This window comes from Mesorhizobium waimense (assembly GCF_003601975.1).
In the GTDB taxonomy this organism is placed as follows: Bacteria; Pseudomonadota; Alphaproteobacteria; order Rhizobiales; family Rhizobiaceae; genus Mesorhizobium; species Mesorhizobium waimense.
Genome location: NZ_QZWZ01000030.1, coordinates 43,385 through 69,103, shown reverse-complemented (window position 1 = coordinate 69,103; position 25,719 = coordinate 43,385). Strand labels below are relative to the sequence as shown.

12 protein-coding genes are annotated in these 25,719 nt (G+C 61.5%); 3 read left to right on the top strand and 9 right to left on the bottom strand.

Annotation, left to right across the window (positions count from 1 at the left end; all coding sequences use genetic code 11):
• Positions 1-22 precede the first annotated feature (22 nt).
• From D3227_RS43880 to D3227_RS28540, 9 genes are all read right to left on the bottom strand, one after another.
• Entirely contained in the window at positions 23-145 is a 123-nt protein-coding gene (locus D3227_RS43880; RefSeq protein ID WP_281034970.1) for a hypothetical protein, read from the bottom strand.
• Positions 146-254: 109 nt separating this feature from the next.
• Positions 255-1,007: an AAA family ATPase gene (locus D3227_RS28580; RefSeq protein WP_120017585.1), complete on the bottom strand. Its 753-nt coding sequence runs from the start codon at positions 1,005-1,007 to the stop codon at positions 255-257.
• Positions 1,004-1,336, bottom strand: a complete 333-nt coding sequence (locus tag D3227_RS28575; RefSeq protein WP_147377704.1) for a hypothetical protein — start codon at positions 1,334-1,336, stop codon at positions 1,004-1,006. Before D3227_RS28575 ends, D3227_RS28580 begins: the two co-directional genes overlap by 4 nt.
• Positions 1,296-1,592: a Mu transposase C-terminal domain-containing protein gene (locus D3227_RS44800; RefSeq protein WP_120017583.1), complete on the bottom strand. Its 297-nt coding sequence runs from the start codon at positions 1,590-1,592 to the stop codon at positions 1,296-1,298. Before D3227_RS44800 ends, D3227_RS28575 begins: the two co-directional genes overlap by 41 nt.
• 590 nt (positions 1,593-2,182) lie before the next feature.
• Positions 2,183-3,817 (bottom strand): AAA family ATPase, encoded by a 1,635-nt coding sequence (locus tag D3227_RS28560; RefSeq protein ID WP_120017581.1) that lies wholly within the window; start codon positions 3,815-3,817, stop codon positions 2,183-2,185.
• Entirely contained in the window at positions 3,814-13,716 is a 9,903-nt protein-coding gene (locus tag D3227_RS28555) for an RNaseH domain-containing protein (protein ID WP_167480891.1), read from the bottom strand. The genes D3227_RS28560 and D3227_RS28555 overlap by 4 nt, the downstream gene beginning before the upstream one ends.
• 8 nt (positions 13,717-13,724) lie before the next feature.
• Entirely contained in the window at positions 13,725-17,138 is a 3,414-nt protein-coding gene (locus tag D3227_RS28550; RefSeq protein WP_120017579.1) for a pPIWI_RE_Z domain-containing protein, read from the bottom strand.
• Positions 17,135-18,277, bottom strand: coding sequence for a restriction endonuclease-related protein (locus D3227_RS28545; RefSeq protein WP_245451915.1), 1,143 nt, complete (start codon positions 18,275-18,277; stop codon positions 17,135-17,137). Before D3227_RS28545 ends, D3227_RS28550 begins: the two co-directional genes overlap by 4 nt.
• A 104-nt stretch (positions 18,278-18,381) precedes the next feature.
• On the bottom strand, positions 18,382-19,311 hold the full coding sequence (locus tag D3227_RS28540; protein ID WP_342634018.1) for a helix-turn-helix transcriptional regulator: 930 nt from the start codon (positions 19,309-19,311) through the stop codon (positions 18,382-18,384).
• 126 nt (positions 19,312-19,437) lie between these two features.
• On the opposite strand from D3227_RS28540, the gene D3227_RS41840 reads away from it, so the two are divergent.
• From D3227_RS41840 to D3227_RS28530, 3 genes are read left to right on the top strand one after another with little or no spacing between them, the layout of a single operon-like run.
• The gene (locus tag D3227_RS41840; RefSeq protein ID WP_167480890.1) at positions 19,438-19,581 is read left to right on the top strand and encodes a hypothetical protein; all 144 of its coding nucleotides are present in this window, start codon (positions 19,438-19,440) and stop codon (positions 19,579-19,581) included.
• Between the two features lie 19 nt (positions 19,582-19,600).
• The gene (locus tag D3227_RS28535) at positions 19,601-22,255 is read left to right on the top strand and encodes a PD-(D/E)XK nuclease family protein (protein WP_208646455.1); all 2,655 of its coding nucleotides are present in this window, start codon (positions 19,601-19,603) and stop codon (positions 22,253-22,255) included.
• Positions 22,252-25,647, top strand: coding sequence for a UvrD-helicase domain-containing protein (locus tag D3227_RS28530; protein ID WP_120017576.1), 3,396 nt, complete (start codon positions 22,252-22,254; stop codon positions 25,645-25,647). The genes D3227_RS28535 and D3227_RS28530 overlap by 4 nt, the downstream gene beginning before the upstream one ends.
• The last annotated feature ends 72 nt before the right edge of the window (positions 25,648-25,719 follow it).

The window sequence follows — 25,719 nt, the reverse complement described above, 5'->3', positions numbered from 1 at the left end:
ATTACCATGAAGCCTGAGGCGATCACGCCACTCGTAAAGTCGTTGGCGACCGATGCTCCAACTTGCTGACGGTTTCGCCCGCCTCCATGCGCTGGAGCAGCTCCAGTTTTTGGTCCTCATCAATAAGTCTTTGCCGTCCGGCCATGCCCCAGTTTCCTCTCCCTGCGGGGAAACTGTCCGCGATTTTCCTTGTCTCAGTCTGGGGGTGCACTCCAGGTGCTATGCCGTTCAGAATTATCTGTCGCTGTCCGGAATTAGGCCGATCTTCGGAGGTCGTTTCCGCGCTCGTGCAGTAGCTTGAGCGCATCGCTGCCGCACGACATGACACCAAGCGTGGTCTCGATCCGGGAAAGACGAATGCTGCCAACGCCGTTGGTTACGGCAGCGCAGTTCTGGAGGAGGTGGCAAAGCGCGCGAAGGGAGGTGTTCTCACCGTAGATAACGATCGCTTTGTAGGCGTCGGCTCCCTCAACATTGTGTTCGGCGCCGATCCTCACGCAATCCTCCCGCGTCGGCTGCCCGATCTCGAAACGCATGCCGATACGGCTTTCTATCTGATCCACAGCGTGGATATCACGCCTCGTGCCCGCTAATCGATGAGTGTTGCCGGCGAGCAGTAAACCGAAGCCGCAGCGTTCCTGAAGATGCAGCAGCTCCCGCAAAACAGTGGGTGTGAAGTTCTGATATTCGTCCACCAGCAACGGACGCGTCGGGCCGTATCGGGCGCCCAAGAAGTTCATGCAATCCTTCGCAAGGTCGTATGTGTGCTTGCTGTCCTTTTGGACGCCGTAGGCGTCGTGCAGCATCAGGAACATCGGCCTGATAGCCTTGGTATGCTGCGCAACCTCACAATAGGCAGCTCCGCTTTGGGCGGCTATCCAGTTGAGCGCGACAGTCTTTCCGAGGCCCGCTTTGCCGACCGCAAACACCGGATATCGCATCTTGACCGCCGCATCGAAGGCAGCCCGCACGGTGAGCGCAGCGCGGGTTTCAACGAATATCGTCATCCGACGATCTTCTTCACCAAGTCCATCTGAGCGGCTATGCGCGCGTCCTGTTCGCGGCGGCGCTCTTCGGAGATCAAAGGCTTCTTCGGCATCACGATCCGCGCCGGCCGCTGAGACGGGTCGAATGACAATTTGCCCGCCGGCTCGTTGGGGATAACGTCAGGTTGAGCCTGGCCAAGTGCTATCAGCCGAGCCGCAACGTCGATTTGCGGGACCGAGCGAGCCATCTCCACAATCGCATCGCGATGTGCCCTTGCTCTTGCTGCCGTGCTTTGGGTGCCACGATGATCAAGCGGATGAAGTGCGATATCGTGCGGCGCGACAATCAAGGTGAGAGCGGTCTCTCACCCAGATTGTCGCGCTACAATATCGGGGGTTGCGATCCCGAGGCCTGTTGCCCTTCATGTCCAACAACAGCAACTCGGCCGGCGTGTGATAGACAGGCTCGCAGACTAGCACCTTATCGTGCGAGTATTGCCACAACTCTTCGCAGGTCCAGCGACGCCCACGGAGTTGGATCGCGCCTTGGCTCACGGTGCGCTCGACACGGCGCGCTACAGCCGCGCGAACTTCATCCCTGCTCATGGTGATCGCTGACCAGCCGGCAGCCGCGTGCTTGGCGACAGTGAAAGCGCAGAGCTGGACCTTGGTCGATAGGGCAGCTCTGGTTTACCAATCCTGTCGTCTTGGGTTGACCAATCTGTTGCCGACCTTGAGGGGGTTGACCAACAATGGCGCCTATATTCTGTGCAAATTCAATCGCTTAATGCCAATCCAGAATTAAGTGTCATTGAGGCCATTGGTAAACCCAGTCTCAAGACCGGAAACCCCTACCCTCAGCCAGAAAACCCTCCTGTTTTCAATTGCATAGGTCACCAAACAGCGACCCTTAATTTCGGACTGTTAAACCTCGTGAAATGCCAAATATTTCCGGACATCACACCACACTGCCTTTTATGCGACTTTCGAAGCACAAAGCATGAACGTCCTCTCGAGACACCGTGATTTTGATTGGCGTAATGCTTTCATTGTTCGTTGCGGGCACCAGTCGCAACTTCCGCAACACCGCAACAGACGCCACAACGAAGCCGGAAAATCCTTCGACCTACACAAGCCGCCGAAGTTGCCGGCATCCGCTAGCGTCAGCCCGCACACGCCGCGGGCACATGCGGAATTTACTTCGTATTGCCTAAGCGCTGGTCGGTCACCAGAATGTTAGTTCGTTGATCTCCGGCGAGAATGTCAGCTATTTCGGCAGCGAAGATGTCTGCATGTCCCTCCAAGAGACCATCCCTTCCGTTGCGCCAGCCGCCGTCCCGCCGCTTGTCGTCCATGTCTCGGTCGAGGACGACATATTCGACTTTTATGTCTTCCGGTATCAGGTCCACGATGTTCAGGCGGTCGCGCTTTTTGATATTGGTTGCATCCAGGACCGCGCTCTCTCCTCGGGACAGTTTTGCGACAAGCCGTTCTGTGACGACTTTGAATATCTTCGCTTGAGGTCCGGCGACGACAGCGCTGCCAAAAAGCTGTTCTCTGACCGCATCGGCTGATATGATCTCATCTGGCGGATAGTTTGTTTTCGCGAAAGTGCTTTTTCCTGCGCCGCTCGGGCCGACCATCATGACGAGCTTCTGCCCGCATCTTGGCCAGTTCCAGCCGACCGTCTCCTTCTTGCTGCTGGAGGCGTATGTCTTCCAGGTCGTTGACAATGTGCTGATCAGCGCCCCCGCCGGAATGTCATTATGGGCGATGTTGTTCCGGGCCTTTGCGGTCTGCTTCAAGAAGCGGATCTCCCCTTCCTCCAGCGCGCTGCCCAGGCATTCGCGTATGTAACTGTTCTCCATGTCATATCGGTTGGTGACGATCTTTTCGCCGAATGGCAGGGCCACCCGCCATGGAAGCTTGGCATCGATCAAATTCGCATAAACGTCGGCGAAGTGCCTGCATACGGTCGCGTTGAAATCGAGCACAGGGCCGCTTACAGCGCGCCAGCGCCGGATGTCGAATGCCTTCCTGTCATTTGCCGCGATCAGGCTTGCTGTATGGATATAGACGTCACCGTCGATCGTATCGACAAGTCCATTCCCCCAGCATGGCCTGACGTCTGCGTTCCCGCCATAGGCTGCCTTCAGCGTATCCCAAGGGTCAACCGCCGAGACGGGGTCGAGGGTTACCAGATATTCGGCAAGCCTCGGATCGTAGCCGGAAAGCCGTATCGCGACCTCGATCGCCACCTTTTCCAGAAGTGGCAGTCCGGTGAATCTGCCGGTCCGTCTGGAGATGTAGGTTCTCATGTCGAAGGAGGAGACCCGTCCGCTCCACCGGACAAGCGCCCCCAAGAAAAGACGGTCGAGGTCAGCTTTCGGGACGTCGGGAGGAACCAGCGCTACCAGGACTGGCTTCAGGGCTTCATTGGAGCGCCTGCGCCATTCGGCCGAATACGACCTGAAAAAGGTGACCCAGTTGTCCCATTCGCCAGTATTGATGTCCTCGATGAAAAACGCGGCTCCTCTGAACTCGGGCTTATCGATCAACGAGCCTGCGGTGCGCATCGACATCCGCATTTCTCCACCAGCGACTGCCAGACGGTGGATTATCGGGCCGCGTGCGCCCGGCGGAACCGTGAAGACTGGCACGTAGCCGTCATTTTCCAGCCTTTCGATGACAGCCTCGGACAGGCCGGGCGCACGGTAGAGCGGTGCCTGGATTGCAACCGTCCCGTGTTTGGTGACGGCTTCGGCGATATCGTCGATGAAACCGGATGGACCGGGCAACGACCAGAACAGTGCTTGATCGATGTTGATCATTCCGCGGCCACCACCGTGATGCCAAGAAGTCCGGCCGTGAGAGGTGTCGGCAGGTAGGAGCTTTTCTGGCGTTCGATTCCTGCCTTGGCAGGGGCGACGACCAGCAGGCCCATGAACGTTCCGTACTGCACGAGCGCTTCCCCTATCATGCCGGGGGCTTTGAGGTCGTCATTGAGTTCGAGGAACGCCTCGACATCGTTGACGCTGAAGGCGGTCGGCCCGTTGAATTCGAGAGCCTTCGCCAGCACCTTGCCGTATTCTCCGGCCAGTCCGGTCTCCTCAGCGCCGACGGCGTCGGGCATCTGCTTCGGTTTGGCCCTTTGAGCGTAGCCGACATATTGCGACATGGGCTCGTTCCAGCCGCCATATTGGGCAAGCAGGTGTTCGTAATGCAGCAGCGTGGGACCCGGATGTTCCTTGTCGGCCATCTCGGTGAAGAATGCCGTCGACCATGGCTCGAGCACCATGATCTCGACATGGGACGTCAGTCCGGCCAGCTGACCGTCGGACGCGACCGAGGCGGCCTGTTGCGGGCCGCCGACGAATATCACCCGGACATCCCCCTTGGTTACGGGTTTCGCGTTGATCGCCGATTTGACCCACTCTGCCGTCCACGGTGCCGAAGGCTTGATGACCGCGATGGCTTTCTTGCCCTGGACGACGCGCTGGTCGCGAAGCGTTGCCGCCATTTCGGCGGCCGTGTTCACCGACAGGATGCGCACGTCGTAATTGTCCCCGTCCGAGAACGAGTCCGGGACCGTCTTCAGCACGGCGGGAACGATGTCGTAATCGGCGAGCTTGTTGCCCAGAATTACGGTCGCCCTTGAGCCGGAGAGCAGGGTATCGCGTTCCTGGCTCAAGGTGAGTGGCGATACGGTCCGCTTCTGCAGCACGTGCTTCGCGGCCTTGATCTCCCGCCTGTGGGATTTCGGGTCGAAGCCGACCGGGGCTTCCTTCTCCGTGAACTCGAGGAGCACCGTGTCGATCTCGTCGCGGGTGCCGAGAAGGCGGACAACCGCGGTCGAGCGCAGCGTCCAGCGGTCGGTGCCGACCCTGCGGACAATGCCCAGTCCCTCCATTTCGTCGAGCAGGTCGTCGAAGAGCGAGAAGCGGTTTTTGTCCTTGAAGCCGGCCTCCCAGAAGCTGATGGAGGTTTCACGGATTTCACGGGTGGTGAACCCGTCGTCCATGCGGCCTTCCGCTTCTGCCTCGAAAACGAGGCTCGCCACGACATAGGCGATAAGCTTGTACCGCAGGTCGATCTCAAGCGTCATGTCGAAGATGCCCTTGATCTCCGATTTGGTCGCCTGATCGTCCAGCACGCTTGCGATCAGCTCGGATGGGACCTTGCGGACAGGCATTTGCGTGGAATGTGCCGTGTAGAGCACCTTCTTCAGCAGGTGCTTCGCATAGGTCTGGATCAGAACCGGGTAATAGTTCGAATGCGAGAGTATCCTCCAGATGTCCTGCCTTTCGAGTTCGAGGCCGAGTGCCGCGAAGGGGCGCAGAACGAGATCCTCGGCCGACGTGCGCTCTTCGCCAGTAAGGCTGCCAATGCGCCGCGGGTCGGCTGAAATCTGCTTCAGTGGCGGATTGCCCGTCTGGACAAGGCGGGTGACGTTCGACAGCCCGGCCAGCACGAACTTGAACCGCCTGTTGGTGTCGGTCATCAATTGCTGGAGAGCTAGGAACTCCGTATAGCCGCTCGCGGCATCGCTGACGATGAACTGGTCGCATTCGTCCAGCAGCAGGTAAATCCGGCGGCGGTTGTCGTCCTCCAGCCATCGCTTGATGGTCTGGGTAACCCGTGTTGCATCGATCGGAGCGTTAACCTGGAAAATGTCAGGAAGCGCCCTTGCAATCTCCTGCCAGATGACTTTGGTCGCCAGATGTCCCTTGCCGATCTGGTGGGCGTCGACGAAGCCGACAAGCCTGCCCCTTTTTGGATCGTTGTTCTCCAGTTCGATATGCTTCAGGAGGGCGGTCTTGCCCATGCGGCGGCCGCCATAGACGATGTTGGAGCCGCTATCGAGCAGGATCGCGCGGATATCCTGCTCGCGCCCGACGAACATTTCGCGGGGGACGGCGCTCCTGCCCCAGTCGGCATAGGGTTCGGCAAAACTGTAGGGCTGGGCAAGCTCGAGCAGCGTCAGCGCCCTGATCTGCGGCTCGCTGACGGCATAGGAAATGGTCGCCGAATCGATCAGCAGGATACGGCGGTTGGCCGCCAGGTTCCTTGTCAGGAACTTGCGCCGTTCTTCAGGCGTGACGATGTCGCTGACCAGGAGGATAAGGCCGTTGCCAGCGGGCAGTTTCTGCAATGTGCTTTCCGGAGGCAGGCTTTGGCTCACGGCCACACGGTAATTGCCCTCGGTCCGGGAGCCGAAATCAGGCAAGAGCAGGCTTTCGGTGTCGGTCGGTATGTCGAGCTTGAAATCGCCGACATACATTTTTCCCTTGGCGCTCGGCGGCACAGGGATGTTGGCCACGTCCTTGAACTCGGCCCTTATTCCGAACTTTTCGAGGAAGCTCGCGGCGAAGGGGGAGAAGTCCTTGACGTGGAACTTGCGGAACAGGTCTCGCCATTCCGTGACGATCTCTACTGATTCCTTCCGACGGGTTTCCGAAAGCTGGTCATAGGCGATCCCTTCAAACGCATCGCCGTTCATGATCGCATTGGAGACATTGCTGGCGATGTCACCACGGTAGTGTTCGAGGGCCGGAAGCACCTTGTCGCGGAAAGTCTCGAACCTCCAGTTGCGGCGGCGGGATTCCGGCAGGCGGCGTTCGTTCCTGACTTCCTGGATGTGCTCTTCCGCGGTCAGGAGGTCATCGGTTTCGCAAAGCGCGCGAAGCTTCTGGCAGATTTGGGGGTCGATGCCGCGGGATGACAGCTCGTCGATGTCCTTCTGGAGGCGGATGCGCGGTTCCTCCAGCAGCGCCTGCGCGCCTTCCCGGATCGTTTCGATCTCGTCCTGCGCCACGCTGACGTCGAAAATGCCGTCAATTTCCTCCAATACGCGAGCGCCCGGCTCAAGGGTGACGGGAACGTCCACGGCCTCGATCTTTTCAAGACGGTCGAGAAGGGAGGCAGCGGTCTCGGCATCGGTGCCTTGGCGGAGCGAACCGAAGCGCATGACGCGTTCGACAACCCTTCGGGCCTGGCCGATATCTTCTCTCATTGTCTCCTTTGCGGCAAAAATGGCTTCATCCACTTCTTTGCCCAGGTTTTCAGCCAGTTCCTGGTCGATATCGAGGAAATCGGCGGCATCGAGAAGCATGCGTGCGCCGACGAAGGAGCCGCGCTCCATGCGCTGGTGGACGATGTTGTCGAACGCCTCATCGCGGTCCGGCTTCCTTTCAGGGAAAAGAGGGAGCCTTGTTCCGCAAAGGAGGTCGACCAGCCTTGCGGCGACATACGGACTTGGAAGCCAGGACCGGCCGTAGTCGAGTTCGGGGATGAGGGCGATTTCCGCATGGCAGGCCTGAAGGTATTCGTTGCTGCTGGCGGAAGGCACCTGTTCGCCTGAAACTATGGCCGACAGCTTCTTCAGGCGCAACGCGACATGCCGGGCCGCCGTTCCGATCAGGCCTTCGCCCTGTGAGGCCGCTTCCACGGCCGCAGTCATCGTGTTCAGCGAGCGGGATATCCTCTTTGCAAGGTCGCGGGCTTTCGGGCGCTCCGCCGAGCTGGTCTCCCGCATTTCGGATTTGAGGTCGATGTAGTTGTTGGCGGCATCCCGGAAGTTTTCGAGGAAGGAAACCAGCCGATTGCGCACGACGCCGTCCAGCCCCTTCGAACGGTCCTGATGCATTGCGTGCGTTTCGTCGAGCAGGTCGATGATGGCAGAACGGTCCTTGAGGGCCTCGGCAAAGTCTTTCACGACGGCCAGGGTCGCATCGTCATCCTTGCCCTTGGTGATCTGGGTCCGCAGCTTGCCGATGAGATTGTCGCTGCGGGAAAGCTCGTTCTTGATCTTGTTCCCAGGCTGGTAGTTGAAGCGGAGACCCTGGAACCCCTCGATCTTCTGGAAGAGATGCGCCCGGCTCTCGTTCAGTGCTTTCGTCAGGTCCATTTCGTCGGCGACATTGGCGAGCATGGCGCGCGACAGGACGATGGTCGTGTGCTTTAGGGAATCGAGGTTCATGAAAACCTCACCTGCATTCTTCCCGAGGTCTCCCGGAAGCGAGCTTATGGATCGCAGGATTTCAGCGCTTCCGTAGGACGGCGAGAAGATCGCCAGTTCGGTTGCCAGCGGCATCAATGTAAGAAGACGTGCCGCCGCCCGTACCTCGTCGGTATCTCGCTCGATCAGTTCGACGCAGTCGAGTGCCTCGTTGACCCATGAGGAAACGAGGTCGAGATTGGACTGGAGGGCGTTATGATTGAGGTGTCCTGCTATCGCTGCGAGCTTTGCCTCCTTCGCGGTGTAGAAAAGCGGACGCGACGGGTCCTCTGCCTCTGACGCCCGGGCAAGGTGGAAGGCCAGCGAATAGCTTCCCGACTCCATGAACCTGTCGAGGGCCCGGTTTATCCGCAGGGTTTCGAGGTCTTCCGTGGGCGGGGTCTCAAGCCTCTCTTCGGTGACCGCCACAACGGCGTCGCCGTCCTGCGGCAGCGGTGCCGCCATCGGTCCGATGTCGTCGTCGGCCGCTTCCGGTTCGAGGATGTCCTCTTCCGGGATGACTTCCTCGAAAACATCGTCAGCACCGTCCTGGCCGATTTCGCTTTCCTCGTTGGCCAAGACAGCGACGGGAGCGGAAACCGTTACCCGTGTTTCGATCTCGGGCTGGCGCGCATCTGTCTCCGGTTGCCGTGTATGATCGGAAACATCCCTGTCGGGGCCGTCTCCGCCGTCAGGCGAAGCGGGAGCCAGAAGTGCAAGGGCAGCCTCCAGTGCCGCTGCGATCGCGCCGATGCCCGATTCCGCTTCGCCGACCTTTTCGTACATTGACGGGGAAAGCAGGATTTTCTCAGCGGGCTTGGCTGCCGCAATTTTGGCGTCGAGTTCCCTGTAGGCGGCGACGGCGAGTTTCGTGCCGTCGAGAGCGGCCCCTCCTTCCTCGAGATGGCTTCCGGCCGTTTCAGCCGTGAGAGGGTCTATCTCACCTTCTTCAGGCAAGACGGACGTTGCGTGCTCGAAGCCGAGGAACTCGCAGATGTCCGCGGCTTCCTTGTCGAGTTCCCGCGCTCGGGCAATCAATGCGGCATTGGACACCTGGCGCGGCAAGGTGGCGACGGCAGCCTGTGCCTGATCCAGGAGGCCGGAAATGGCATCCAGCGAAGCTGACAGGCTGCCCCAATCGGTCTTGCTCAGCTTTTCGACCCCGTGTTCCGCCTCTTTCATGATCGCGCGGAAGATGTCTTCAATGCCCATATCAGCCCCCTTTGCCTCCCCGGCCCCTACTTCCTGTCCAGCGACTTGCGGCGCTATTTCCCTTACCTCGGGTTCTTCCTGCTTCTCTGGCGGGTTTACGGCTGTTGCTGATGTCCGGACGCCGTCACCAGCGGCGGCCACCTCTCCGTTCTCGAAACTGTCGAGATAGTCTTCATAGAGCTGACTGTCTGAGCGGTCGTCATTGGCGAAGAACCAAAGTGAGGCCTTTCGCCGTGCCTCGATGAACTCCGCCGTCTTGGCGAACTCCTCTCCAGCGGCTTTCACTGCCCGTTCGAGAGGAAGCGAAGGGTTCTCGACGGCGCGGATTTTCGCGAATTCGTCCGCGAACTGCTTGTATCCGCCCTCGACCAACCGGGCGAAGATTTCAGGTGCGATGCCTTCGTCTTCCCAGTTGGCGAGCGACAGCCGTTTCTCTTCGGGGCGGCTTTCGTCTATCGCCCGGACTGTCGTCTCGATCTTGCGGTAGAACGGCTTGAACAGGCTTTCCCTTTCGCGATTTGATATCGCCGCCAGGATCGGCTCCGGAACCGAGAAAAGCCTCGCGACGCAATCGGCGATGACTTCGCTGGACGGCTTGTCTTCCGGCCATGCCTTGGGGTCGCCCAGCGCTTCCCGGATTTCGCCGCGGTGGTTGTGGAGATGGCTCCTGAAGGCACCGCTCAATGAAATCCGGTCCCTGAGCCAAGCGGCGTTTACGTCAGGAACGGAAGGCCCGACGGGTTTGTCTTCCTCGGCTATTGTCTGGTAGTCGTCCATACCCAGGCGGCCGATGCGAGGGGATATCTTCTGCTGGTTGACTTCCTGCTGGACTACCGCCAGTTCGTCCAGGTAGTCCTTGATCCGTTCGTTATATGCGGCGGCCCGCTGGCAGAAAGCCTCGATCTCACTGTACTTGACGCCGAACTCATGCCTGAGTTTCCCGGCTGCTTCGGCATAAATTCCGGCTTTCCCGGGCATGAACATCGTTTCGACGGTCATGAACTGGCGCGCCAGCAAGCCGTCACCCGATTCATGCAGATTCTTCAGGGTGTTGAACGGAGAATCGTAAAGCGTTTCAATCAACGATGGCCCTGTTTCCGGCTTGCTCCCGTTTTTCCCCTTAAGAGTTATCTGTTCGTAGACCGGGTTGAAAATCCACCTCCCCCGGTTCTTGCCTACGGTGCGCGGGATCGTCGACCTGATGAAGGTCATCCCGCCCCCCACCTGGAACAGGGCCATCAGGAACCGGGCAAAGGAAACGTCATCCTTTACGTCCGCTTCCGGCAACAGGAGCTTGAGCGGAACGTCTACTTTCAAGGCGACGTCGTAGAGCTTCAGCCTCGGCTTGACCGATGAATGGCTGCTGAGGAGCGACAGGACCCAGTTCTCGTTGAAGAAGCCCGGCAAAGGTCCGATCCAGGCCTGTTCCAGAATGGACTCGAACCTCGGGTCGCCGTTTGCGCGGGCACGGACTTCGGCAGGAAGCGTTACCGTTCCTGTTTTGGAGAAGGAAGATTTCGGAATGGCTGTCGCGCCCTGCGGTCCGGTTGTTCCGTTCATGAACGGCAAGTCTCCCAAATGTGCATGCGGTGCCGGTTGCGTTTCTCCGGCATCATCCATCTCGTTCCCGTCTTCGGCATCCGTCAGCCCGTCGGGCTCCTCCGCCTCGTCCTGCTCGGGAGATTTGACGGTTTCAGACACCTCCTCCCGTTCGTCTTCTTCTGACAGGACGTAAGCGGGAATGTATTCGGCGACCTTCTTGGTGTGGAAAAGCGGAGCGGGCATTTTTACGGGCGAACGCGTGTGGCCGAATCCGAACCGCAGGCCATGGCAAAGCGCCGCGATCCTGTCCGGGTCATCGCCTTCGAGATGATGGACGACAAGAATGCCGACGGTTCCCGGCAGCTTGTACGGCTCTCCGGTAAGATCGCGCCCGCCCTCGACCTTGACCTTCATGGACGCCAAGGCAGGCGGAAGGTCTCCGGCCGCCGCCGCCTTCATCTGGGGGATCGGCCTGTAGACTGACAGTCCTTTCGGCAGTTTCTGGGTTCCGTCCAGATGCCCCGTTGAGATGTAGTTGTCGGCTGCCCCCGCCAGCCGGACGAGGCGGCCCGGATCCGTCAGGGTCGGAGCCTGCCGGGTTTTCGTTCCGGTCTCCTCGCCCGTTTCGGGGTTGAGGATGGCGAATGTCTGTTCCTTGCGGGTGATGACGGTCGGCTCGATCTGGTCCTGGACGCGCACGATCCGCGCGCCGGGCCACTCCGACGGATTGAAATCGGTGCCGACAAGCCTGCCAGGCTCGTCCCATCCCTTGTTGGAAAGGGTGGGCCAAAGCTGCCTCGCATGATCCCCCTCGAACATGATGAGAGGCTTGCGGCCACGGTCGCATTCATGGCTGGCGATCTCGGCGACGAATGTCTGGAAATCGGACTTCTCAGTTTCGCCGTTTCCGGTGTCGGCTTCATCCCAGCTTGCCACCGTCTTCAAGAGGTCGAAGAAGGGAAGCGGATCGGTGATGTCGATGGAGCCGTTGATGGGACGACCTGCCCTGGCGGTTGTGCTACCGGTTTCAATATCTATGGAGACGGACAGGAAGAAGGACGATGCCTGCCTCGTTCGGGTCCGATTCAGGGAGACGACGGAAATCCCGGTAATGGTCTCCGGCCGGGTGGCAGGATTCGGGAATGCCTCGGCGACATTGTCCTTGACCGGGGAAACCAGCGCGGAATGGCCGAACATCAAATCGAGCACGGCAGCCTGTATGCGGAAGAACCAGTCGTCGACTTTCGGGCCTTTGGTGTCGAGATACTGGACGTTGCAGTCGCCATAGCGGGCCAGAGCCACCCGCCCGGCGATCTTGTTCACGCCGTCGTCGGCGAACCTGCGGGCATGCACGAGGACGCGGGTCGCTCCGAACTCCTCCGCCAGCTTCTGGGCAAACGGTTTCCACAGCGAAACCCGGTTTTCGTACCGATCCCGTGCCTTCCCGTTCGGAAGCGCGAGGGACTTTCGGGGACCGTGCACGCCTTCCGGCATAAGCCTGTATTCGATGCGGAGGCGGCTGTTGAAGAGCGTCCGGACCGCCATTCCGATATGTTCGGCGTCGGCGATGCTTGCCGAGACGATCACGAGAACAGGCGGGCTGGCCCCGAAAACCTGCCGGAGCCTGGCGGAATTGTCCTCCCGCAACAGGTCGAAGCGCTCCCGCTGGCCTTCAAGGTCGGCGGGGACTTTCACCGTCGGCGGGAGGTCTCCGTCGGAAAGCATGTTCCAGGTTTCGGCGATCGCCTTGTCGTCAATGTCGTTGTAGCCGAGCGAGCGTGCGATCTCTTCGAGGACCATGACCGACTTCATCGCGGGGATGTCTTCGTCGTTGCGCTTGACGCGCTTCTTCTTGTCGACAGGTTCGGCGGCAAGCGGCGCGAGGACGCCTTTCATGGCCTCGGCGATCCGGTCGAAGCCGTCGATGCAGTCCAGTTCCGTCGCTCCGGTCGCCACGGATGGCGTCGTTTCATATGCGGTGGAATAGGCGATGCCGACGAAGGCCCCTTCCCGCGGACCCGATTTCACGAGCTGGGCGAAGCCAAGGCCCGTATCGACGCCCGATCCGAGGGCGGAGAGAACATAGGCCGGGTCTTCAGGCTCGCTTACCGCCCCTTTCAGGATCGGCACATGGAAGGAAACGGCTCTCTTTTCGTCCTCGCCGAAGACAGTGGCGGTCAGTTTGCGCTGCCTCGGCAGGAATTTGCCCGGAACATCCGGCGTCCAGCGCTTGCGCGAGACATCGAGCCTAACGAAAGGTTGTGTCTGTCCGGGAAGCGTTTCGACGGTGAGTCTGGCCTGCATGGACCACGATCCGGAAGCCGCCGGTCTGGGAAAGGTCACGAAGCAGATCGAGTTGTCGCGGAAAGAAGACCGGATCAGGGCACGGACAGGTCCCATGCCCGGGAACAGTTCGGTTCCGGCAATGCGGCGGAAAGCTTCTGTGTGGATGATATCGCGGACATGCGTGAAGTCCTTCCCCTTCCCATTCTCGGTTTCGAGCGTTTTCCGGCTTGCCGTTGCTGCGGAGCCTTCTATAGCGAGGCGCGTGATCTCTTCGGAGAAGTCTGCCGGAAGTCCCCTGGCTTCGGCCCAAGGGGCCAGCACTTTCGCCGCCCACATGCGCACCGCCGACGTGACGGCCTTGAGGCATTCGTCTTCGTCCGCCGCGCATTCCGCAAAAGCACGCGGCCCCTTCTCGCTGTCATGCCAGCCGATACCGCCCAGTTCGGAGTCCACATAGACAGAGTCGGGAAGCCCGGCGGAGAGCAATGCTCTCAATGTTGCATAGGGAAGACGGTTGCCTGCCGCGTCTCCCGTATTTTTGGCAGCCGTGGCAAGAGCGGCGAAAGCCTGCGCCATGTCGGGATGCCAGCATACCCTTATGCAATCTCGGTCGACCGTGCCGCCGCCGAGGAAGGACAGCCCCAGGACGGAGATGCTCTCGGTCTTCTCTTCGGGTTTCGCCAGATAGAACATGCAGCTTCCTATTGTTCCGCGGTGCCCTTGGCCGACAGGCCGTGGCATCGGGAAAGCGGTTCAAGATACGGCCTGTAGAGGGCCTCGTAGATTTCGGCGTGCACGGCATCCCCAGAATTCACGAGGCGGTCGAGTATGCGCTGCATGGCAACGAGATAGCTGGTGGAGGCCGTGTCTTCGGCCGGACCCTCCGGCCGGGTGGAGTTCGGTGCCCAGGCCGCATCAACGAACAGGACGCGTGTCTTGCATCCGTTGCGCATGGAGCGCCCGATGGTCTGGATGACATCGATCATCACATCGGCGACGAAGGCGTCATTGAGATTGCCGAGCGTCCCGAACCGGACCGAGTGGCGAAGAAGCCTGCGAACGTCGGTCATGGCCTGGCGGCGGATGGTGCGCAGCCGTTCCACGAGATCACGCGGTTTCATGTCCTTGCCGAAGGCCTCGCGGTCGAATTCCATGGAGCTTCGGCCGACCATCCCGGCGACAAAGTCGAAACTCTCCTGCGCGGGATGCGGCCTCGTCAGAAAGGCGACCGTTCCGATAGCCGCCTTGTCCTCAAGTTCTGTTCCGGCATAAAGCGGCCCGCCGAAGACGATGTTCACGCCGCGTGACAGCGCTTTCATGGGAAAGACGACGGCATCCCAGTCGTCCCGTTCGCCCAGCCTTTCGACCTGGGCGGCGGTGACGTAGTCGCCAATGTTGCCTTCCGGGACCGCATTGACGACGGCGACCAGCCTGCGCCCGTTGCGCTCGGATACGGACATTGCATAGTCCTTGACCAGCCGGACCTGCTCATAGCCGTTGACGACGAAGGCAAGCTTGCGGCCCTTGGCGAAGGAATCCGAGAGCAGGCTTTGCAGCAGGCCCCCTTCCCTGACGAAGTGGTCCGTCATCGCACGCATGATGCGTTCCCGGTCTTCGTAGGGTGCGCCGGAGAACCGCAGCGCCTTCTTCGGGTTCTGGGGATCGGGTATCGGCCTTAGGAGATAACGGCTTTCCTTCCATGCGGTATCGTTGTCCGTCCGGCGGAGCACATAGTCAGGCCCGACGGGAACGTGGAAAGCCGGGCTGTTGGCCAGGAAGGATGTTGCGCTCGTAAGCAGGACGTTCGGCCCGCGCTTTACGCCGTCATGGCGGAGTAGTTCATGCAGGCGGTAAAGGAGCATTCTGGGCGCTCCCTCGAACGTTACATAATGAAGCTGGAGGCTATTGCGGCCCCTGCGCTGCTGGAAGAGGAAGCGCACGCCCGCCAGCCGTCCGATAATTGAATCTGGGAGCAGCCGTCCGAAATCCATGCTGATGCCGTCGACGAATATCGGCGAGCGGTGAACGCCCTCGGCCGCCATGACGTGTTGTGCCGGCAGCAGGGACAGGAATTGCATGATCACGCTGGAGACGTTGACCAGGAAGGTGAAGAGCGCCGTGGATTTCGCAATGCCGAGTTCGGAGTTCGGCGGAACAAATGCCATCATCGCCTTGCGCGCTTCCTCGATGGCGTCCGCCTTCTGGACGCTCGAAGGGTAAGACAGCCAGTCCTGGAGTGCATCGGAGATCCGGCGGAACGCCTCTTGTACCTCCCCTTCCGATTTCGACAGGATGATGGAGGTCCGCCGGATGTCGAAATCCCGCTCCTCGCCCTCGGCAGTGTCCAGCGTCCTGAAGAGCACCTGTCTTATACAGGCGTCCCAGAACGCCATGATCGCGCCGACCCGTTCGTCCTCGGCCGCCCGTTCGGCATCGTTGCCGCGGCTTTTGGTGGGATCGCCGAAGAGGTCGGCGACCACCCTGTTGCCTGTTATGAAGGCGTCGTCATAGCTGGCGAAGAAACGGTTGCCGGATGAGGCCCGGTCGTTCTGCAGCAGTCTGACCAGGAACCTGTTGAGGTCGATGAAGCGCGTCGCCTTGGAGGCGTAATCGGCGACATTCGTCCCTGTCCGGTCGTTCTCGCCCAGCGCGATCGGCTTCAGGAGGTCGTCGAGAAGCCTGTTTTCATATGAAGACTGAGCGCCGGATATCGTGATCTCGCCAACGGCTCTGCTGTCGAGAACGGACTGGATACCGTCCACCTCGTCCGCGATGACGACATCCGCCGTCCGGGCGACCGCTTCGATGTGGCGGATGTGCTCTTCGGCGAAATGCGGCGGCATTCTCGTATCGAGCGACATCACGTGTCCGAGCCAGACATGGCGTTCGGCAAGCTGCCGTGCCGCTTTCATGCGGCCGCACCATGAGGACACAGGGCAAAACAGGGTCGATTCCTTGTCTCGCGGCGTGCCGTCGGCTTTCAGCTTTGCCTGGGAGATGCGCGTGCAGGGCGGATCGATATGGGGAAATGGCTGTTCTTCGTCATGCCTGTCGTCGAACCCGGCCAGCGCACAGTTCACCGACATGAGGTCTGCAAACGGAACGGTACGGCCGAACCCCCTGGCACCGTCCATCGAGCCGATGCGCTCGGCCAGCTTGCGTGCATGGCTGAGACGGGTTTCAGGTGACTGTCCCATGAGAAGCCCGACATCGACCCCGTAACCGGACAGGTCCGACATCAGGTTGAAACTGACCTCAATCGAGGGGAGCAGGACAACCGTGCGGAGCTTCCGTTCGTATAGCCAGGCAATGATAAGGGTGACCAGCGTCGTCTTGCCTGTTCCGGGCAGGCCGATCATGTGCTTGAGGCCATCAAGCGTGATGGTATCCGTCGGTACCAGCTTCGCCCTGTCGGCTGCCGGAACCAGCACATCCACCTTTGCTGCCCCTCTCGCATCGCGAAGACGCCGCGACCATGCCTTGGGCGTCCTGTTGGGATCGGCCGCATCAATGGCGTCGAACCGTTCCGCAATGGCCTGTAGTTCGCCCAGAGGGATAGAGACGGGACGGCGCTCGCGCGGGGAATTGTCGTGGACAGGCCGCTCGGGCAAATGTTCCGCGGCATCCACGAGGTCGATATTGATGCGCCGCGCTCCTGCTTCCCGGGGATCGACACCCATCGCCCTGTCCGGTTCGGCGGGGGACATGCCGTGTATGCGAACGGCAATGCCGTTCTCGAGTGCTTGCGCCCACTGTTCGATCCTGGGGTCATTCCCGGCGCGCCGCTTGAAGGTGATGCGCCTCGACCTCGGGTCGATGCTGTAGGGCTGGTCGACGTAGTTTTCGGCTTCTTCCCGGCGCATCTCCTCCCATGTCAGGAAATCGTAGACCGCCTGGCGGAGTTCGTTCTCCGAGGTATAGCTCACCCCAAGCTGGCGGAGCGAGAAGGCAGCTTTTGCGAACGGTGCCAGCGAGGGATGGTCTGCGATCGAGGAAAAGCCAGAGAGAAATCCGGGCGTGTCCGCCAGTTCGTTGCTCCCTGTGAACTGCTCGACGGCAGCGCACAGCCACTGGATGGCGAGCACATTCGAAAAGCCTTCGGGACGCTCTCTCAAGAAAACGCCTCCGCGACCTGCGAAACCGACATGAACTCGATGCCGTCCTTGTTTCCGCAAACGGCCGATGCCGTGCGCAGGTAATCCCGGTCGACCTTTATCCAGAAATCGGGGACAGCCACGATCCGGCGGCGGAAGGCATGCATGCCTCCAATGTTCGCCGAGAAGCGCTTCCCCAGGACGGCCGCGCTCGAATAGGACTTCACATCTATGCCAATCTTTGTTCCCTCGATCCCGATGTCGGCGAGATCGCACATGGGATAAAGAACGACATCCTCACGCTTTTTGCGGAGAGCATCATAAAGCGCGATTTCCGGCAGGCCCGGCCCAACCCAGAAGGTCATGATGACGGGGTTCGCCATGCGCCAGTCGTCATGGACGGGAATCTGGTGCTCTTCGCCAACGGCCATATCCGGCCAAGACATGCGGCATTCCCTGACGGCACAGCGGCCGTTCGGATAAGCCGAGCGGTCGGGGTCGGCAAAAAGGGGCGCGTTGCAGCGGGCGCAAAGCCGCAATGTCTTTCCGTGAAGGGCCGAAGCCGGCAGCGGAGAAAAGAAGGTCGGGATTTCCGAGGCGAGTTCTGGAACTTCGAGGGCGAAGGCCAGGACTTCCTTTCTTGTCCTGCAAGGTTTCCGGATGATGTTTTCGCGCACTGCCCGATAAAGGCTGTCTGCATTCTTTCCGACCCGCGACAGGCCCGTTCTCAACTTCTCGTGGAAGATATCCTCCACGATCGATCCTTCGTCCCTGATTTCAGCGAGATCAATGCATTCAGCCGTGGGTATGCCGTAGCCTTCATCCAGAAGGATGGCGTTCCGTTCTTCGCACAGCACAAGAGAAGCCGGACCCCATTCGCGGACAGGCCTTGTTGCGAGCGTTGTGAAATCATTCACCTGACTTGCAATGTCTGAGGAATGGCCATCCGCCAAAGCAACCGCCGAAACGAGCGCCATCCCGCGTCGCAAAGTAAGCGGCATGTCCGGGCCTTGGGACAGAACTCCGCGGCTGGTCAACGATGCGCGATGCGCTTCGACCAATCCCTTCGCCGCCATGCGAACCGCAATGCTCGCTTGGTCCATATCCCCATTCACCGAATCGATGACACCGCCCACTTGTAGACTGGCGGTTAAACCCACCAAGTCAACACATCATCTGTGCAACCGATGGTGCATCACCTGAACCGCACTACCGGACTGAAAATAGGCTTAAAAAAGCACTGTAAAGCTGTTGCCGCGGCCCCTCATCGAGCATCTCCGACTTTTTTCTGAGCCTGCCCGACTTCGCCGAACTCGAAATCCGCACGCTGCAGCGCTCGCTCTGTCTCATGGGGATTGAGCGCGACAATATGTTGGGTGCGTGGATTATGCTGTCTTGCGTCTCCCAGAAGCCCCAGCCGCTTAAGCACATAGAATAGCATCGCGTACCGAACCGTAAGGACGGCACGATCATTCGTCATGCCGTAGTCCTTCGCGACCACCACGCGCTGACTGGCGGTCAGTCCAGGGTGGGGGCCAATCTCAATATCGAAGGTCCTGTTCCACAAGACATCCTGATCGCCGCCTGGACCAGGCACATCCATATGGCGCACACCGAGGATTCGCGGAAGTAGGAAATCCTTATACTTCTCATCGATATGGCAATAGCCGCGAACATGCCAACGAAAGCCGTCGTAGCCGAAGGCATGCGGCGTCATGCGACGCCATGTTGGGTCGGTTCGTCTGCTCCCCATCGACTGATAGTGGACTTCGAGCGAACGGTTCTCGCGGACTGCTTGGAGAACGGCCTTTAATACATCTGCGTCTACCTTTCGTCGCGGCGTTAGTGCGATGTCGGTCTCAGGCTGATTCGCGATCCAGGAGTCGCCATGGTCGGTGAGACCTTCCGCCAACGATCGTAGACGCGAAAGATACCCGTCTGGGTCCGGCTTCAGGAAAGTCGGCGAGAACTGGGGCCCCGCGACATAGCGTTTCGCACTCTTGTCGTAGATCGCGTTCTGCGGCGCACGCTCCTGATAGAGCGTCAGGTCCTTCGACGCCTGGGGGACGGACACATCAAACATCTCGATAATGTCGGAGCGGTTGACGCCGCCCTCCCAGAACAGCCGGAATTCAATGAATTCGAGCCGGCGCTCCACACCCCATTTCAACACCGTCGCGGCTTCTCTCATCATTTTCAGCTTTCAACCCCAAGATGGAGATAAAAAGTATATGGACATATTTTTTATATTCGGATAACTACTATCCCTATCAGGCTCACTCGTCAATGAGGGCGAGTGCGAAATCCGGGAGGAAAGGCAATGCCCAAACGCAGTCCAAACCGCGAAGTGACCAGCAAGAAAGCGGCAAGCGCCGCATCCAAGGTTCTGAGGGACCCCAAGAGCAGCAAGGCCGCGAAAAGCGCGGGGGCCTCGGCGCTGACCCAGCGCCCGAACAAGAAGTAATCTGGAAGGGGAAACGGCGATGGCGGCCTCGATTCGATCCACACTTGTCGTTCACGGTCGCCTGGCGATGCGGGAGGCCCGCCTTGCGGCGGCGCGCGGCGGTCGCCATGGCCTTCAGATCATGTCCTTCGAACAGGCCGCCGTGCGGCTCGCCGGTGGATTTGTCCAGCCGATCGACGAGGAAAGCCTACGCGCGGCGATTCAGGCAGTTCTCCCCGCCACGCCCATGGGTGAGCTGGACAGCATCAAGATGCTGCCGGGCATGATCGGCGCGGCTGCGGACACGCTCCATAAGGCCTGGCGCGCCGGCATCGATTTGGCCGCCCGGTCGGGCGATCATCCCCGTCTCGAGGCCATCGCCCGCCTGGAGGCGGCCGTTCTCACCCAACTTCCCGAAGGGATGATGCGGCCGGTCGATATCGTCACGGCAGCCAACAGCTGTCTTGGACATGCGCCGGCCGTTCTCGGCGCGATCGAGATCGTCGGCCTCACGGAACTTTCTCCGTGCTGGCGCCCCTTGGTAAAGGCGCTCGCCGCGCGCATTCCGGTGCAATGGACCGCCGGCCCCCGTTCAGTCCCGGTCTGGCTTGGCGATACCGGCGTCGTTGTTGTGCGCGGCGAGGCCGAAGGGCCGATGGTTGGTTCCGTTAGCGCCGCGACCGCCTATCACGAAGCCATCGAGGCCATGCGCTGGGCGCGCGCGTTGCTCGCGTCGGGCGTCTCGCCTTCCGACATCGCCATCGCTACTGCCTCGGCGGCCGATTACGACGACCATTTCCTGGCGCTGCGCGCCGATGCCAATATCGACCTGCATTTCGTTCACGGTGTCCGCGTCGCCACCGCGCGGGAGGGACAGGCGGCCGCAGCGCTCGCGGACATCGTCGTGCGCGGGCTCTCGCAGTCGCGTCTGCGCCGTCTTGTGGCCCTGTGCCGCGATTCGGCGCCCCTTGCTTCGCTTCCCGAAGGCTGGCTGCGGCTCCTGCCGCGCGATGCGCCCTTGTCCACGTCGGCGGCCTGGAGCCGCCTGCTGACGCGCCTCAAACCGGACGATTGGTCCGATGGTATGGATCATGTTCCGGCGTTGCGCGCGGCGGTCGAGTTGCTGGCAAAAGGGCCTGACGCCGCGCAGCAGATCGGCGAGACCTTCCTCAAGGGCCGAGCTTTGTCGATCTGGCGCAAGGCGTTGCTCGCCGGCCCTGCCGCGTCGATCGATGTCACGCTTGAAACGCTGAAACACGATGATGGGCTGGAGGCCTGCATGTCGGTGGCCTGGATGCCGGCCAGCGCCCTTGCGGCATCGCCACGCCGTTTCGTCAGGCTGATCGGCCTTAACTCCTCGCGCTGGCCGCGCGGAATCGCCGAGGACCGGCTGATCCCCGACCACATCATTCCGACCACCGAGCTCGACCCGCTCCCCGTCAGCCTGGCCGACCGTCGTGACTTCGAGACGATCCTCGCGACCACCTGCGGCGAGGTGATTCTGTCGCGTGCCCGGCGCGACAGCGACGGCCGGCTGCTGGGGCGCAGTCCGCTGCTCGCCGCCCATGGCGATGAAACTTATCTACGCCGCAACGCCGTCCCCGCGCATGCCTTCAGCGAAACCGACCGGCTCATGGCCCGGCCGCAGGAATTCGCCGCCGATCCGCAGGCGATCGGCGCACGTGCCTGCTGGCGTGACTGGCGCTTGGCAGAAGTCACAACCCATGACGGCCTCGTCCGTCCCGACCATCCGCTTATTCTCGCGATCCTCGCTCGGACTCAGTCGGCCAGTTCGCTCAAGACGCTGCTGCGCAACCCGCTTGGTTTTGTCTGGCGCTATGCCTTCGGCTGGAAAGCGCCGCAAAGCGGCGCCGAACCCCTCGTGCTCGATGCGCTCGCGGCTGGCGAGCTCGTCCATCTGGTGTTGGATCGTGCTCTGCGAGATCTCGAAGCGACCGGCGGCCTGGCGTCAGCCGATACATCCGCCATCGAGGTCGCTGTGGCCGAGGCTTCGGCCGCAGTGGCCGCCGAATGGGAAAGCGAGCGCCCCATCCCTCCCAATGTCATCTGGGACCGAACCCTCGGCGATGCACGCAATCTGGCCGGTCAGGCGCTCGCCCATGGCAATGATCATCTGCCGGGCAACCGCTCCTATGGCGAAGTGCCTTTCGGAGGGTCGGAACCCAAATCGACGGCGGAGCCTCCGTGGGATGCAAGCTTGCCCGTGACGATCCCGAATACGGGCTTTCAGATCGCAGGCTATATCGACCGGCTCGACATCGCCGGTGACGGAAGCCGCGCGCTGGTGCGCGATTACAAGACCGGCAGCCCCCCGAAGGGCGAGATTCGTCTGAACGGCGGGCGCGAGCTTCAGCGCTGTCTTTACGCCTTCGCGGTCAAGGCGCTCTTGGGCGACCATGTCGCGATCAGCGCGTCGCTGCTCTATCCGCGCGAACCGCTGGATCTTCAACTTGACGATCCGGAAGCCGTGCTTGCGGACATCACGGGCCATCTCCTGGCCGCACGCACCGCGCTTGCGGGCGGCGCGGCACTGCCCGGTCCGGATACGGGCGGCGACTATGACGATCTCGCCTTCGCCCTGCCGGCCAATGCCGGCGCCACTTACTGCAAACGCAAGCAATCTGCCGCGACCGAACGGCTCGGCAATCTCGCTCAGGTCTGGGAGGCTGAATGATGAGCAGCGTGAAGATCCTCAAGGATGACGGCGCCCGACATGACGCAATCAGCCGTCATGATCGCTCCATCCTCGTCGAAGCCGGCGCGGGATCGGGTAAGACTGCGGTCATGGCCGGCCGCATCGCCGTCATGCTGGCGCAGGGCGTCGCACCGCGCGCAATTGCCGCGGTCACCTTCACCGAACTGGCTGCAAGCGAACTGCTTTCGCGCGTCCGGGATTTCGCCGCCGATCTCGCCGCTGGCCGCATCGCACCCGAGCTCGCTGTCGGACTGCCCGGCGGACTGTCGCAGGCGCAGCGCGACAATCTGATCGCTGCGACCGCCGCGATCGACGAGATCACCTGTTCGACCATCCACGGCTTCTGCCAGCGTCTCATCAAGCCCTATCCGGCCGAGGCGAATATCGATCCGGGCGCCGCCGTCTTGGATCGGAACCAGGCTGATCTCGCCTTCATCGAAATCGTCGATGGCTGGCTGCGCGAGCGCTTGTCCGGCGGCCATGGTGGCATCCTGGCCGAGATGGTGCTGCACAGTCCCGCAGAGACCGTGGCGCTGATGCATAAGATCGCCGAAGCGCTGCGCCGGCGCAGGAGCCTCGTCGCGCCGGTGGTGATGCCGCTCGCCGATCATCTCCAGACCTTCCGACAGGCCGTTGACGACCTCCTCGCCTTCACCCAAACGGCCGGCGCGCATGAGCCGGAAACGGACGCCATCACGGCGCGTCTGTCCGAAATGGCGGCTGCTCTGCCGTCCGGCGCCGACGCGGCCAGGCCTGCGGGTCTGGTCGGACTGCTGGTTTCCCGCCCGCATCCCGATCTGTGCACCAAGTCCGGCAGCTTCTCCTGCTACCGCAAGAAGGGCAAATGGGCCACCGCCGCCAAGCAGGCCGGCCTTTCCAAGGCCGATGGCGACAGGCTGAACGACACGGCCGAAAGCCTCTACGAGGCCTGTTGCGGCGCATGGACGGCGCTGCTTCAGGCGACCTCCGGCCAGATCCTGTCGGGGCTGATCGAGCAAGCCCGGCCGATCCTGCAGCGCTACCGGGACCATAAGCGCGCCAGCGCCCAGCTCGATTTCGACGATCTCATCCACGCCGCGCGGGATCTGCTGCGCGATCATGAAGCCGTGCGGCAGGCGCTGGGCCAGCGATATGCCCACGTTCTCGTCGATGAATTCCAGGACACCGATCCTCTCCAGGCGGAAATCTTCTGGCGACTGTGCGGCGATCCGGTTGACGGTGCGCAAGATTGGACACGCTTCCGGATTCGGCCGGGCGCACTCTTCCTTGTCGGTGACCCCAAGCAGGCGATCTATCGCTTCCGGGGCGCGGATGTCGGCGCCTATGTGGAGGCCCGCGCGGCCTTTTCTCAGCAGAACGCGGATGGCCTCGTGTCGATCTCGACCAATTTCCGCTCCTGCGCCTCGATCCTTACCTTCGTCAATGAACGGTTCGAGGCCATTCTTTCCGCCGATGGTCAGCCCGGCTTCACCGCGCTCGATCCCTTCCACGACGATCGCGGCGACGGTGTCTGCGTCACCGCGCTGGACATCGCCGTCGCAGATGAAAACGACAAGGCCAGCGCCGAACAGCAGCGTGACGCCGAAGCCGATGTGGTGGCCGAACTCTGTGCCCGGATGATCGGCAGCCATCCCGTTCTCGATCGCAAGACCGGCAAGGACCGTCCTTGCCAGCCCGGCGACATTGCCCTTCTCGCGCCGACCGGCGCGGACCTCTGGCGCTATGAGGAAGCCCTGGAGCGACGCGGCATCCCGGTCGCGACCCAGGCCGGCAAAGGCCTGTTTCGCCGCCAGGAGATTCAGGACCTCATCGCTCTGACGCGCGTGCTGGCCGACCGCCGCGACATGCTGGCGCTCGGTGCATTGCTGCGCGGCCCGCTCGTGGGTCTCAGCGAAGAAGAACTGCTCGATATCGTCTGGGCGCTTCCGCGCTCCGAGGATGAACCCGATCGCATCCCGCGGCTCGACCTCAGTGTCGACGCAGCGGCTATCGCCCATCCGCTGGCGCGCGGTGTCATCGAACGTCTCCAGGCGCTTCAACGGCGCAGCAACAGCACGACGCCTCACGATCTTCTCTCGCAGGCCGTGGACGTCTTTCGGTTGCGACCGATCCTCCTTGACCGGCATCGCGGCCAGGTCGAGCGAGCACTCGCGAATGTCGATCTCTATCTCAGTCTCGCGACGAGCTATGCCGTGCGAGGTCTGCGCGCCTTCGCCGAAGCCATGACCGCCGCCTGGACCGACGAGGCGCGTGCCGTGGAAGGTCGGCCCGATTCGCAGGAAGAGGCCGTCGCCCTCTACACCATGCACGCGGCCAAGGGCCTCGAATGGCCGGTGGTCATTCCGATCAACACCATGACCGGCGTGATGGCGCCTGGCAGCGCCGTGACCGATCGCCGGACCGACGTCTTTTACTGCAAGGTCCTCGGCGTCCCGCCGGCGGGATACGATTTGGCGTATCAGGCCGAGAAGGATGAACTGGATCGTGAGCGGGTCAGGCTTTGGTATGTGGCAGCGACGCGCGCCCGGGAACTCCTGGTGCTGCCACGACTGGATGTGACGCCTTCGAAATCGGCCTGGATCGGCCTAGTCGATCTGTCCCTTGCCGCGCTTCCCGCTATCGATGCTTCGCATTTGCCGCTCGATCCGATCGTCGCGGCCGGCGATGTGGACAACCATCAGACGCGCGAGCGCTTCGCGGCCGAAGCGAGCGCGATTGCCGAACGCCAGGTGCGCCTGACCTGGCTCGCGCCGAGCCGCGCCGAGAATGCGGCGGGTCCGGTGCTGCAGGAAGAAGACGTCGATATCTGGACCGGCTCGGAGGATGGGCCGAGACCCGAACCCGAAGCGCCAGCGCTTATCCAGGGCGGGCGCGAACGCGGCCTCATCCTGCACAAGCTCATGGAAGAGGTGTTGACCGGCGAATGTGAAGATGGCGCCGCGCCCCTGCGCGCGCGGGCCGAAGCTCTTATCCGTGCGCTCGGCATGTCCCCTTCCGCGGATCCGGCGAACGGGCTGTCCGCCGATGAACTTGCGCTTTGTGTCGGCCGGACGCTGGCCTTGTCTGAGATCACCTCCCTGCGGCCTGCGTTGCTCGCCGAGTATCCGGTCTACGCCCTTCGCCGTGAAGATGCCGAACTGGTCGCAACCGCTGGCATGGCGGATGCGCTGACCCTCGATCCGGCCGGCCAGCCGGCCGTGATCGTTGACTGGAAAAGCGATGTGAACCCCGACCCGCAGACGCTCGATCATTATCGGGCTCAGGTACGGGCGTATCTCGACATGACCGGCGCCGCGCAGGGCCTGATCGTTCTGATGACGAGCGCGACGGTCATCCCCGTCTCGCCCGCGCTCCAGACGATGGCGGCCTGAGAGTGGCGTCACAATGGTCTCCCGCACGCGCGCCGCCGGTCCGAACCAGGACGATCTCTTCAACCCGGACCT